The sequence below is a fragment of the Enterobacter chuandaensis genome (genome assembly GCF_003594915.1).
GTDB classification, from domain to species: Bacteria; Pseudomonadota; Gammaproteobacteria; order Enterobacterales; family Enterobacteriaceae; genus Enterobacter; species Enterobacter chuandaensis.
In genome coordinates, this window is sequence record NZ_QZCS01000012.1 from 25,893 (window position 1) to 39,135 (window position 13,243).

The window sequence follows — 13,243 nt, forward strand, 5'->3', positions numbered from 1 at the left end:
GGTTAAATTTTGGGCGACACGGTATTAAAAAACCCGCCGAAGCGGGTTTTTAGCATTTGTAACGACGGGCACATTACTGCAGCAGCGAAATATCCGCCACGCGCAGGAACAGCTCACGCAGTTTTTCGAGCATGGAGAGGCGGTTAATACGCAGATCTTTATCTTCTACGTTGACCATTACTTTCTCGAAGAAGGCATCGATAACATCGCGCAGTTCGGCCAGCTCCACCAGCGCTTCCTGATAGCGGCCTTCAGCGAAGTACGGTTCGAGCTTGTCGCGCAGCACCACAACCTGCATCGCCAGGGCGATCTCTTCCGGCTCTTTCAGGGTCGCGGCGTTCACGCGCTCGTTCAGCGTCTCGTCGGATTTCGCCAGGATGTTGGACACACGCTTGTTAGCCGCAGCCAGCGCGGATGCCGCTTCCAGCGTACGGAAGTGGGAAACCGCCTTCATGCGCGCATCGAAATCAGCCGGGCGGGTCGGACGACGCGCCAGCACCGCCTGAATGGTGTCAACAGTATAACCTTCGTCCTGATACCACGCGCGGAAACGACCGAGCATAAAGTCGATAACATCATCCACAACCTTCGCGTTAGTCAGCTTGTCGCCGTACAGACGCACCGCTTCTTCGGTCAGCGTTTGCAGATCGAGGTTCAGGTTTTTCTCTACGATGATACGCAGCACGCCCAGCGCGGCACGACGCAGCGCGAACGGGTCTTTGTCACCTTTCGGATGCTGACCGATACCGAAGATACCTGCCAGGGTGTCCATCTTATCGGCAATCGCCACGGCGCAGGCAACCGGGTTGGACGGCAGATCGTCACCCGCAAAGCGCGGCTGATACTGCTCGTTCAGGGCCACGGCCACGTCTTCCGCTTCACCATCGTGACGCGCGTAGTGCATGCCCATCACGCCCTGAGTGTCGGTGAATTCGAACACCATGTTGGTCATCAGGTCGCATTTAGAGAGCAGGCCAGCACGCGTCGCGTGGTTGACGTCGGCACCGATTTCACGGGCGATCCAGCCGGACAGCTCCGCAATGCGGTCAGTCTTGTCGCGCAGCGTGCCCAGCTGCTGCTGGAACAGCACGGTCTGCAGGCGCGGCAGGTTATCTTCCAGACGCTTTTTACGGTCGGTATTGAAGAAGAACTCAGCATCTGCCAGACGCGGACGCACCACTTTCTCGTTACCGGAGATGATCTGGCTCGGATCTTTCGATTCGATATTCGCCACGAAGATGAAGTTTGGCAGCAGCTTGCCGTCGTTGGCGTAGACCGGGAAGTACTTCTGGTCACCCTTCATGGTGTATACCAGCGCTTCAGCCGGAACGGCCAGGAATTTCTCTTCGAACTTCGCGGTCAGCACAACTGGCCACTCGACCAGAGAGGTCACTTCTTCCAGCAGGCTTTCGCTCAGGTCAGCGTTACCGCCAATCTTGCGCGCCGCTTCTTCTGCGTCCGCCTTAATTTTGGCTTTACGCTGCTCGTAGTCGGCAATGACCTTACCGCGCTCCAGCAGGATTTGCGGGTACTGGTCGGCATTGTCGATGGTGAACTCAGGCTCACCCATAAAGCGGTGGCCGCGGATCACGCGATCGGACGCCACGCCCAGAATGGTCGCCGGAATAACGGTATCGCCCAGCAGCAGGGTCACGGTGTGCACCGGGCGCACGAAGTGCACGTCGGACGCGCCCCAGCGCATCAGCTTAGGAATCGGCAGCTTCGCCAGAGAAGTGGCGATCATGTCCGGCAGCAGCGCTTCCGCACTTTCGCCTTTCACATGCGCGCGATACAGCAGCCATTCGCCTTTGTCCGTAGTCAGACGCTCGGCCTGATCAACGGTGATGCCGCAGCCGCGCGCCCAGCCTTCTGCCGCTTTGCTCGGCTTGCCTTCCGCGTCGAACGCCTGGGCAATCGCCGGGCCACGTTTTTCGACTTCACGATCCGGCTGAGACGCCGCCAGATTTGCCACTTTCAGCGCCAGACGACGCGGTGCAGCAAACCACTCAATTTTACCGTGCGCCAGGCCAGCGTTATCCAGCTCGGCGGTCACGTTCGCAGCGAAAGATTCAGCCAGGCTGCGCAGGGCTTTTGGTGGCAGCTCTTCGGTGCCGATTTCCACCAGGAAAGTTTTCTCAGACATGGCCGCCTCTTATTTGTTTCGGTTGCACATCGGGAAGCCAAGGGCTTCACGGGACGCGTAGTAAGCTTCTGCAACGGCTTTGGTCAGGGTACGAATACGCAGAATGTAGCGCTGACGTTCAGTCACGGAGATGGCTTTGCGGGCGTCCAGCAGGTTGAAGCTGTGGGCGGCCTTCAGAATACGCTCGTAGGCAGGCAGCGGCAGCGGAGTCTCCAGCGCCAGCAGCTGCTGCGCTTCTTTCTCGTACTGCTCGAAGCAGGTGAACAGGAAGTCCACGTCCGCATATTCGAAGTTATAGGTGGATTGCTCCACTTCGTTCTGATGGAACACGTCGCCGTAAGTGGTTTTACCCAGCGGGCCGTCGCTCCAGACCAGGTCGTAAACGCTGTCTACGCCCTGAATGTACATCGCCAGACGTTCCAGACCGTAGGTGATTTCACCGGTGATCGGCTTACATTCCAGACCGCCAACCTGCTGGAAGTAAGTGAACTGGGTCACTTCCATACCGTTCAGCCACACTTCCCAGCCCAGACCCCAGGCACCCAGCGTTGGGTTTTCCCAGTTGTCTTCCACGAAACGAATGTCGTGGATGGTTGGATCCATACCCAGCTCTTTCAGCGACCCGAGGTACAGTTCCTGAATATTATCGGGTGATGGCTTAATCACCACCTGGAACTGATAGTAATGCTGCAGACGGTTCGGGTTCTCACCGTAACGACCATCGGTCGGACGACGGGAAGGCTGCACATACGCGGTCGCCATTGGCTCTGGCCCCAACGCGCGCAGGCTGGTCATCGGGTGTGAAGTGCCGGCGCCGACTTCCATGTCCAAAGGTTGAACAATGGTACAGCCCTGACGAGCCCAGTAATCCTGTAAGGTCAGGATCAGGCCCTGGAAGGTCTTGGTATCAAACTTTTGCATAGTATTTCGTGCTGGATACGTGTGGTTTTAAATGGAAGGGACCAGTATACCCGCTGGCTGCAAGATATACAGTACGAAACGGGGTTGTTTAGGGAAAATTGGGAAATAAGCTTTCCAGCCAGAAGGCTTACGGCGTCTGGCTGTTGATTATGCAAGCAGGTTAGCGCATGGAGAGGTGTAAAAACTGACCGTCCGTATCAAACGAGCAGACAAAGCCCTCTTTACGCGCAGTATATCCTCTAAGCTCATAGCTACCCTGAAAGCGCTCGAATCCGATGACGTTAATTTTCTGAACGTCCGAGTTATAGCGGCGGGCGGCCCGATCTTTACAGAGCGCTTCCATATTCAGTGAACGCTCCGGGCTTATTTTTCCCTGCTGCGCTTTTTGCGCAGGTGCTTCCTGAGAAGCACTGCATCCTGCCAACAAAAGCAGCAGAAAGAGTGATATCCCACGCTTCATCATCATTTTTATTACCGTCCTGGTCAGCGGCTGTTATTTTTAGTATCAACACTTTTATAGATTAAGGTCTTCCATTCTGCGAATCTCACGGTCTCCCGGCAAGCCTGCGCATAAAACTCAGAATTTTCCAAACGAAGACTTTTGGACAATGGGAGTCACATTCACTTTACAGGGAATACAGAGGAACTGATGCCGTCAAAAATTAACTGGATTGATAACCTGCGGGGAATAGCGTGTCTGATGGTGGTCATGATCCACACGACGACCTGGTACGTCACGAATGCCCACAGCGTCAGCCCCGTTAACTGGGATATTGCCAATATCCTCAACTCCGCGTCGCGCGTCAGCGTGCCGCTGTTCTTTATGATTTCCGGTTTTCTCTTTTTTGGCGAGCGTAGCGCGCAACCGAGGCACTTTATCCGCATCGCGGCCTGTCTGGGTTTCTACAGCGCCGTTGCCTTGCTCTATATCACCCTGTTCACCTCCATTAATGCTGAGTTATCCCTCAAATATTTGCTGCAAAAGCCGGTTTTCTATCACCTGTGGTTCTTCTTCGCCATTATCGTGATCTATCTGGTCTCGCCGCTTATTCAGGTGAAAAACGTCAGCGGAAAAATGCTCCTGGCTCTGATGGTGGTGATTGGCATCCTCGCCAACCCGAATACGATCTCGCAGAAAATCGACGGTTTCGAATGGTTGCCGGTGAACCTCTATATCAATGGCGATACCTTCTACTACGTGCTTTACGGCATGCTCGGGCGCGCCATCGGGATGATGGACACGCAAAAACGCGGTCTGAACTGGCTCTGCGGGGCGCTGTTTATCGCTGGCGTGGCGGTGATTTCACGCGGGACGCTGCATGAGCTGCAGTGGCGCGGCAATTTTGCCGATACCTGGTATCTGTATTGCGGGCCGATGGTATTTATCTGTGCCGTTTCGCTGCTCACGCTGGTTAAAAACACTCTGAATGCACGCCCTCTCCCCGTGCTGAACGTTATCTCGCGGCACTCTCTCGGGATTTACGGTTTTCACGCGCTGGTGATCCACGCGCTGCGAACGCGGGGCGTTGAGCTAAAAAGCTGGCCGGTGCTGGATATCATCTGGATTTTTGCCGCCACGCTGGCTGTCAGCCTGCTGCTGTCGATGCTGCTGCAAAAAATAGACGTTCGCCGCTTCGTCAGCTAATGCTTCGCTGCCGGGCGCGATGGTACTGGCGCGGGGAGGAAAACCCTGCCGCCAGTGAGGCCTGCTCCACGCCGCGTCCCTGCATCAGCCACTGCTCCGCCACCGCCAGACGCAGCTGCTCCAGATAATCGCGAACGCTAATCCCTAAATATGACTGGAAAAGCCGGGTAAGGTGGCGCGGGCTGACGTGCGCCAGCGCGGCGATATCAGGCAAGCTCCACGTTTTTTGCGGCTCGGCGATGAGGGCATCCTGCGCCCGATGAATCGCCGGGTGAAGATGGTTGCGGTAGCGTAGCCACGGAGAAAGCTGGGGATCGTCACCGGAACGGCGGAACCAGACCACCATCTCACGCGCCACGGCCAGCGCCTTTTCGGGGCCGCACAGGCGGTTGATCGTGTGCAGCGCCAGATCGATACCGGAGGTAATCCCTGCGCTGGTCCAGATATTTTCATCCTGCACAAATATCCGGTTCTCTTTAATCGTCGCCGTAGGGGCCGCGGAGCGTAAACGGCTAATGACATCATGATGGGTTGTGCACTGTCGGTTGTTCAGCAGGCCCGACTTCGCCGCCAGCAGCGCCCCTGAACAGACGCACATCACGGTGATTTCCTGGCACTGTATTTGCGGCTGCAGCCGCATCAGCCAGTGCTGGATCTGCTGCGCCTGTGGGGTTGAGAACTGAAATCGGGAGTCGCTCACACCCGGCAATACCAGCAGGCTGCCTGAAGGCAGGCTTTCCGGCAGCGGCTGAATGCCGCTCATCGACAGGCCAATCGACGTCTGAACATCAGGCTGCGGGCCTATGTAATGCAGGCGAAACGCATCGCCTGCCAGAACAAAGGTTTCTGCCGGGCCGGTCATGTCTAATGACAGCACTCCGGGCAACATCACAAACCAGACGTCGATGCGCATTATAGTGACTCCAGCGTCTCCGCTACCGTTTTAATCTCGGCAAAACGCCCGGCCAGCACCGTCTCGGTACGATGGCGAATCTCCGCTGCGCTAAGGGTAATGCCCTTGTACGTCATGGGAAACGTCAGCGTTGCCTCACTCACAAAAGTCACAGCATAACCCAGATCGGATGCCACCCGGGCCGTAGTTTCACAGCATTGTTCTGTGCGAATGCCGCAGATAATCAGCTGGTTGATATCACGCTCGCGCAGCCAGCGGTCAAGCCCGGTATCCGTGAAGGCATTATGGACGTGTTTCTGGAATACCACATCCGGTTGATGACGCAAAAAGGCCATCGGTTTGACATAGCCGCTTTCCAGGGTGAAGGGGCCGTCTTCATCCACATGAAAAATATCAACGACCGGAATATTGCGCGCCTGGCAGCCTTCAATCAGCCCCAGCATTGCCTGCTGAAAGGCAGGGATCTCGCTTTCCTGCCAGTAATTGCGGTGATGGAATGACTGCTGAGTATCGATGTTGATTAATGCGATGCGGGACATAATGGAACTCCTCGTCGGTGGGTATGACCTTATCCTGACGAGAAAACGAAGGCACGAACAGACCAAAAAAGGACATCCTCGTGCCTCTGCCAGACAACCGTATTTACGACATTAGCGGCAGCAGCTGCTGATAGATTTTGCGGAACACACTGCGCCTTTCCGCGTAACGCGCATGGCGTGCCGCGTCCGGGAGATGCGTCTGCTCAAGCGTAAGCTGCGGTAACAGCTGCGAAAGCGGTTTTTCCGGGTTCATGGCGATCTGCGCCAGACGCGCGGCACCGAGCGCGGGCCCAACATCCCCGCCGGTGCGGAAATCCAGCTGCAAGCCGCTGATATCCGCCAGCATCTGTCGCCAGTAAGGGCTTCGCGCGCCGCCGCCAATCAGGGTGACGCTCGTCGGCTTCAGGCCGCAGTCGTGCACCACGTCCATTCCGTCGGCCAGTGCATACCCCACGCCTTCCAGCACCGCACGCGCCAGTTCTGCCGGGCCGTGCTGATGGGTTAAACCAAAGAACACCCCTTTTGCTTCCGGGTTGTTGTGCGGCGTACGCTCGCCGGAAAGATACGGTAAAAACCAGACCGTACCCGCTGCGTCATCCGCCTGCTGCGCCGCGGAGATGAGCGCCGGAACGTCGGCCATGCCGGTGAGTTTTGCGGCCCAGTCCAGGCAGGACGCCGCACTGAGCATCACCGACATCAAATGCCATTTCCCAGGCAGGGCGTGGCAGAAGCTGTGTACGGCGCTTTCAGGGTTGCTGCGATACCCGTCGCTAACGGCAAAATAGACGCCGGAGGTTCCCAGCGAAAGCATCGCCTGCCCCGCTTCAACCATCCCAACGCCGACAGCGCCCGCGGCGTTATCGCCACCGCCAGCTACCACCGGTACGGCAGGCATGTTCCAGCGTTCGGCAACGTCCGGCAGCAGCGTGCCTGTCACCTCGCTACCTTCGAACAGCGCGGGCATATGTTCACGGGTTAGATGGCAGGCATCCAGCATCGCCTCGCTCCAGTCGCGTTTCGCCACGTCGAGCCACATGGTGCCCGCGGCATCGGACATGTCGCTGGCGAAATCGCCCGTCATGCGAAAACGCAGATAGTCTTTTGGCAGCAGAACTTTCGCCACCTGACGGAAAATCTCCGGCTCGTGGCGCTGTACCCACAAGAGTTTTGGTGCGGTGAAGCCCGGCATCATCAGGTTACCGGTGATCTCGCGGGAAGCGGGTACGCGTTCCTCAAGAAGCGCACACTCTTCCGCACAGCGGCCATCGTTCCAGAGGATCGCAGGACGCAGCACGCGATGCTGGCTATCCAGCAGCGTAGCGCCGTGCATTTGGCCGGCAATCCCCAGCGCTTTCACCTCGCGCAGGCTGTGCTGCTCGCCTAACGCCTTAATCGCGCGATCCGTCGCCTGCCACCACTGCTCCGGATCCTGCTCCGACCACAGCGGATGCGGACGTGAAACCTGCAGCTTTTCCGTTTGAGTGGCTAACACCTCGCCCTGCTCGCTCAACAGGATGGCTTTCACACCCGATGTGCCAAGATCGATGCCGATATACATTGTGGTGACTCCTTTGACAGAAATGCCCGGTAGAGCTTCCGCTTACCGGGCCTGCAGGCTGTTATTTATCGAAGAGGTAGTGATTAACCAGGTTTTCCAGCAGTTCCTGATGCCCGCTCTGATGCTGCGGCGCCAGCTGCTGTTGTTCAGCGTACTTCGCGATGTCCGCAAGCGATAACTGGCCTTTCAAAATTTGCTGGCCCAGCTCACTGTTCCAGCCGCTGTAACGCTTCGCCACGCGTTTATCCAGCTCGCCGTCTTCAATCATACGGGCCGCCACTTTCAGCGCCAGCGCCATGGTGTCCATCGCGCCAATGTGGCCGTAGAACAGATCGTATTTGTCGGTGCTCTGGCGACGCACCTTGGCGTCAAAGTTCAGGCCGCCGGTGGTGAAGCCGCCCGCTTTGACGATCTCGTACATCACCAGCGCATTCTCTTCCACGCTGTTCGGGAACTGATCGGTATCCCAGCCCAGCTGTGGATCGCCACGGTTAGCATCGACAGAGCCAAAGATACCCAGCGCAATCGCAGACGCGATTTCGTGATGGAAAGAGTGGCCCGCCAGCGTGGCGTGGTTGGCCTCAATGTTCACTTTAATCTCTTTTTCCAGACCGAACTGCTTCAGGAAGCCATACACCGTCGCCACGTCGTAGTCATACTGGTGCTTCGTCGGTTCCTGCGGCTTCGGCTCGATCAGCAGCGTGCCGCGGAAGCCGATTTTGTGCTTATGGTCGACAACCATCTGCATAAAGCGGCCAATCTGCTCGCGCTCCTGGCGCAGATCGGTGTTGAGCAGGGTTTCATAGCCTTCACGGCCGCCCCACAGGACATAGTTTTCGCCGCCCAGCTGATGCGTGGCGTTCATTGCCGTCACCACCTGCGTAGCCGCCCAGCTAAACACTTCCGGATCCGGGTTGGTGGCCGCACCCGCACCGTAGCGTGGGTTCGTAAAGCAGTTTGCCGTGCCCCAGAGCAGCTTCACGCCGCTTTGCTGCTGTTTTTCTGCCAGCACGTCCACCATCTGCGCAAAATTGTTCAGGTACTCTTTCAGCGACGCGCCTTCCGGCGACACGTCCACGTCATGGAAGCAGTAGTACGGTACATTCAGCTTGTGGAAGAACTCAAACGCCACGTCGGCTTTGCGTTTCGCCAGCTCAAGCGCCTCACCCGGCTGCTGCCACGGGCGGTCAAAGGAACCCACGCCGAACATATCGGCGCCGTTCCAGCAGAAGGTATGCCAGTAACAGGCGGCAAAGCGCAGATGATCTTCCATGCGCTTACCCAGCACCAGCTCATCCGGATTGTAGTGACGAAATGCTAAAGGATTGGTCGTTTTTGGGCCTTCGTAACGAACGCGATCGAGTTGGTCGAAATAAGCTTGCATATTGAGCTCCATAATCAGGGTATGCGGCGAGTCGTTGATACAGGAGTAATAGTGAATAGACATTTTGGGTTGCTCAATTACGTTATTTCACACTGCTATTGAGAGAATGCACAACTGTGCGCTGGCTCGCAAAATAATGCGCAGACAAACTATTTTTCGGCGCACATTCCAGAATCAAATGTAATTAAGGCGTTACGAATTTTAAAATCCGATCGCGGTCATAAATTCAGAAATAAACCAAATATCGTAATGAGAAGATAAAAATCTGTAATTGCCAGCCCGCCTTTCCGCGTTAAAAATTTGCTGCGACCCAGCAGTGAATGTTTCTTTTATCTCAGCAACACATACCCCTACAAAAAGGCCTAATAATTATGAAGATAAAGAACCTGACCCTAACGCTCTGCACTACGCTCCTCCTTGCAAGCTTTGCAGGGCATGCCAAGGAGGTCAAAATTGGTATGGCGATTGATGACCTGCGTCTGGAGCGCTGGCAAAAAGATCGCGATATTTTTGTGAAAAAAGCGGAATCACTCGGTGCGAATGTGTTTGTTCAGTCGGCTAACGGTAATGAAGAAACGCAAATGTCGCAGATCGAGAATATGATCAACCGCGGTGTCGATGTTCTGGTCATTATCCCTTATAACGGCCAGGTATTAAGTAACGTGGTGAAAGAAGCGAAGCAGGAAGGCATAAAAGTTCTCGCTTATGACCGCATGATTAATAATGCGGATATTGATTATTATATTTCTTTCGACAATGAAAAAGTGGGCGAATTACAGGCGCAAAGCCTGATCGACAAAGTGCCTCAGGGCAATTATTTCCTGATGGGCGGTTCGCCGGTGGATAACAACGCCAAACTGTTCCGCGAAGGGCAAATGAAGGTTCTTAAGCCGTACATCGACAGCGGGAAAATTAAGGTGGTTGGCGATCAGTGGGCCGACGGATGGTTGCCAGAAAACGCCCTGAAGATTATGGAAAATGCGCTGACGGCCAATAACAACAAAATTGATGCTGTCGTGGCCTCCAACGATGCCACAGCAGGCGGGGCTATTCAGGCTCTGAGTGCCCAGGGGCTGGCCGGTAAAGTCGCGATTTCTGGTCAGGATGCCGACCTGGCGGGCGTAAAACGCATTATCGCAGGGACTCAGACCATGACGGTCTACAAACCGATTACCGAGCTTGCCAATACGGCGGCGGAAATTGCCGTTGAGCTGGGGAACGGTAAGCAACCTAAAGCAGACGCGACGCTGAATAACGGCCTGAAAGACGTTCCGGCTCGCCTGCTCACGCCAATTGAAGTCAATAAAGAGAACATTGACGCCACCGTGATTAAAGACGGTTTCCACAAGAAGAGCGAACTGTAATCCGGCGCTGCCCCTGCTCTGCGGGGGCGCATCACGTTGTACTGTTCTTCCCTCGGGTTATGTGGAGCAGTTATGCCTTATTTACTTGAAATGAAAAGCATCACCAAGCGCTTCGGCGCGGTGAAAGCCGTCGACAACGTCAGTCTCCGGTTGAACCCCGGCGAAGTGGTTTCGCTGTGTGGCGAGAACGGTTCGGGCAAATCAACGCTGATGAAAGTCCTGTGTGGGATCTACCCGCACGGCAGTTACGAAGGCGAAATTGTCTTTGCCGGTGAAGTCATCCAGGCGACGCACATTCGCGACACCGAACGTAAAGGCATCGCCATCATCCACCAGGAGCTGGCGCTGGTGAAGCATCTCACCGTGCTGGAGAACATCTTCCTCGGAGCCGAGATTTCCCGCCACGGCGTGCTGGATTACGACACCATGACGCTCCGCTGTGAAAAGCTGCTGGCGCAGGTGAGCCTCAACATTTCACCGGATACCCGCGTGGGGGATCTGGGCCTCGGGCAACAGCAGCTGGTCGAAATTGCGAAGGCGCTGAATAAACAGGTCAGGCTGCTGATCCTCGATGAGCCAACGGCGTCTCTCACCGAACAGGAAACTGCGGTTCTGCTCAATATCATCCGCGATCTGCAAAACCACGGTATCGCCTGCATCTACATTTCGCACAAGCTGAACGAGGTAAAAGCCATTTCGGACACCATCTGCGTGATCCGCGACGGGCAACACATCGGCACGCGTGAAGCCGCGGGCATGAGTGAAGATGACATCATCACCATGATGGTGGGCCGCGAGCTGACCGCACTCTACCCGAATGAGCCCCACACTCAGGGCGATGAAGTGCTGCGCGTGGAAAACCTGACCGCGTGGCACCCCGTTAACCGCCACATCAAGCGTGTAAATAACGTCTCGTTTTCCCTTCACAGCGGCGAAATTCTTGGGATTGCTGGGCTCGTCGGTGCCGGGCGCACCGAAGCCGTGCAGTGCCTGTTTGGCGTGTGGCCGGGGCGCTGGGAGGGCTCGATTTATATCGACGGTCAGCCGGTGAAAATCGACAACTGCCAGCAGGCGATTGCCCGCGGCATCGCCATGGTGCCGGAAGACCGCAAAAAAGACGGCATCGTGCCGGTGATGGCGGTGGGTAAAAACATCACCCTTGCAGCGCTCGATCGGTTCTCCGGCGCGCTGAGCAGCCTGGATGATGCCGCCGAGCAGCAGTGCATCCTTCAGTCACTTGCCCGGCTGAAGGTCAAAACCTCCTCGCCGGAACTGGCGATCGGCCGCCTGATCGGCGGTAACCAGCAGAAGGCGATTCTGGCGCGCTGCCTGCTCCTCAATCCACGCATATTAATCCTTGATGAGCCGACGCGCGGGATTGATATCGGTGCCAAATACGAAATCTACAAACTGATTAATCAGCTTGTACAGCAAGGGATTGCCGTCATTGTCATCTCGTCTGAGTTACCCGAAGTGCTCGGCCTGAGCGACCGCGTGCTGGTCATGCACGAGGGAAAACTGAAAGCCAACCTGATTAACCAAAACCTGACGCAGGAGCAGGTGATGGAAGCCGCTTTAAGGAGCGAACGTCATGTCGAAAAGCAATCCGTCTGATATCAAAGTCGCTGTTCCGACGCCCGGCGCGTTCGCGGGGCTAAAAGCACTGAACCTGCAGGTTTTCGTGATGATCGCGGCGATTATCGTCATCATGCTGTTCTTCACGTGGATGACGGATGGCTCGTACTTAAGCGCGCGTAACGTCTCAAACCTGCTCCGCCAGACCGCCATCACCGGCATCCTGGCCGTGGGCATGGTGTTCGTGATCATCTCTGCGGAAATCGACCTGTCGGTCGGGTCGATGATGGGTCTTCTCGGCGGCGTGGCGGCTATTTTTGACGTCTGGCTCGGCTGGCCGCTGCCGCTGACCGTGGCTGTCACGCTGGTGCTGGGGCTGGTTTTAGGGGCCTGGAATGGCTGGTGGGTTGCCTATCGTAAAGTGCCATCGTTCATTGTTACCCTGGCGGGAATGCTGGCCTTCCGTGGGATCTTGATCGGTATTACCAACGGTACGACTGTCTCCCCGACCAGCGCGGCGATGTCGCAAATTGGCCAGAGTTACCTCTCCGACAGCATAGGCTTTACGATCGGCGTGGTGGGGCTGCTGGCGTTTGTCGCGTGGCAGTGGCGGGGACGCATGCGCCGTCAGGCGATGGGTCTGGCGTCGCCTGCATCAACGTCGGTGGTGGGACGTCAGGCGCTGACGGCGGTTATTGTGCTGGGCGCCATCTGGCTTCTTAACGACTATCGCGGCGTTCCGACGCCGGTACTGCTGCTGGCGCTGTTGCTGCTCGGCGGCATGTTTATGGCGACGCGCACCGCGTTTGGCCGTCGTATTTATGCCATCGGCGGCAATCTTGAAGCCGCTCGCCTGTCGGGTATTAACGTCGAACGCACCAAGCTGGCGGTTTTCGCCATTAACGGCCTGATGGTCGCTATCGCCGGGTTGATCCTCAGTTCGCGTCTGGGGGCAGGCTCTCCCTCCGCCGGTAACATCGCCGAGCTGGATGCTATCGCCGCCTGCGTCATCGGTGGTACCAGCCTCGCAGGCGGTATCGGTAGCGTGGCGGGTGCGGTCATGGGGGCATTTATCATGGCGTCGTTGGATAACGGGATGAGTATGATGGACGTCCCGACGTTTTGGCAGTATATCGTCAAGGGGGCCATTCTTTTACTGGCAGTCTGGATGGACTCTGCCACCAAGCGACGAGCCTGATAA

General features: G+C 56.5%; 11 protein-coding genes. 4 read left to right on the plus strand and 7 right to left on the minus strand.

Annotation, left to right across the window (positions count from 1 at the left end):
- Window positions 1-73: 73 nt before the first annotated feature.
- The 3 genes from glyS to D5066_RS17080 form a co-directional block, all read right to left on the minus strand.
- On the minus strand, window positions 74-2,143 hold the full coding sequence (gene glyS / locus D5066_RS17070) for a glycine--tRNA ligase subunit beta (protein WP_119916604.1): 2,070 nt from the start codon (window positions 2,141-2,143) through the stop codon (window positions 74-76).
- 9 nt (window positions 2,144-2,152) lie between these two features.
- A complete protein-coding gene (gene glyQ / locus D5066_RS17075) occupies window positions 2,153-3,064 on the minus strand; it encodes a glycine--tRNA ligase subunit alpha (RefSeq protein ID WP_003860141.1) in 912 nt (303 codons plus the stop codon).
- Between the two features lie 160 nt (window positions 3,065-3,224).
- The gene (locus D5066_RS17080) at window positions 3,225-3,530 is read right to left on the minus strand and encodes a YsaB family lipoprotein (protein WP_119916605.1); all 306 of its coding nucleotides are present in this window, start codon (window positions 3,528-3,530) and stop codon (window positions 3,225-3,227) included.
- Window positions 3,531-3,713: 183 nt separating this feature from the next.
- On the opposite strand from D5066_RS17080, the gene D5066_RS17085 reads away from it, so the two are divergent.
- Window positions 3,714-4,709, plus strand: coding sequence for an acyltransferase (locus tag D5066_RS17085; protein WP_119916606.1), 996 nt, complete (start codon window positions 3,714-3,716; stop codon window positions 4,707-4,709).
- Here D5066_RS17085 and D5066_RS17090 read toward each other — a convergent pair.
- The 4 genes from D5066_RS17090 to xylA form a co-directional block, all read right to left on the minus strand.
- Window positions 4,702-5,622, minus strand: coding sequence for a GlxA family transcriptional regulator (locus D5066_RS17090; protein WP_119916607.1), 921 nt, complete (start codon window positions 5,620-5,622; stop codon window positions 4,702-4,704). The two genes, D5066_RS17085 and D5066_RS17090, sit on opposite strands and share 8 nt — an antisense overlap.
- On the minus strand, window positions 5,622-6,161 hold the full coding sequence (locus D5066_RS17095; RefSeq protein ID WP_119916608.1) for an isochorismatase family protein: 540 nt from the start codon (window positions 6,159-6,161) through the stop codon (window positions 5,622-5,624). Before D5066_RS17095 ends, D5066_RS17090 begins: the two co-directional genes overlap by 1 nt.
- Window positions 6,162-6,264: 103 nt before the next feature.
- On the minus strand, window positions 6,265-7,719 hold the full coding sequence (gene xylB / locus D5066_RS17100; protein ID WP_119916609.1) for a xylulokinase: 1,455 nt from the start codon (window positions 7,717-7,719) through the stop codon (window positions 6,265-6,267).
- A 61-nt stretch (window positions 7,720-7,780) separates the two neighbouring features.
- Complete coding sequence (gene xylA / locus D5066_RS17105) at window positions 7,781-9,103, minus strand: xylose isomerase (RefSeq protein ID WP_119916682.1); 1,323 nt, start codon at window positions 9,101-9,103, stop codon at window positions 7,781-7,783.
- Between the two features lie 371 nt (window positions 9,104-9,474).
- Here xylA and xylF point away from each other — a divergent pair, with 371 nt between their 5' ends.
- From xylF to xylH, 3 genes are all read left to right on the plus strand, one after another.
- A complete protein-coding gene (gene xylF / locus D5066_RS17115) occupies window positions 9,475-10,467 on the plus strand; it encodes a D-xylose ABC transporter substrate-binding protein (RefSeq protein WP_028015068.1) in 993 nt (330 codons plus the stop codon).
- A gap of 72 nt (window positions 10,468-10,539) precedes the next feature.
- Window positions 10,540-12,081 carry a xylose ABC transporter ATP-binding protein gene (locus tag D5066_RS17120; protein ID WP_119916610.1) on the plus strand — a complete coding sequence of 514 codons (1,542 nt, stop codon included), beginning with the start codon at window positions 10,540-10,542 and terminating at the stop codon, window positions 12,079-12,081.
- Entirely contained in the window at window positions 12,059-13,240 is a 1,182-nt protein-coding gene (xylH, locus tag D5066_RS17125) for a xylose ABC transporter permease XylH (RefSeq protein WP_080329880.1), read from the plus strand. Before D5066_RS17120 ends, xylH begins: the two co-directional genes overlap by 23 nt.
- Window positions 13,241-13,243 lie beyond the last annotated feature (3 nt).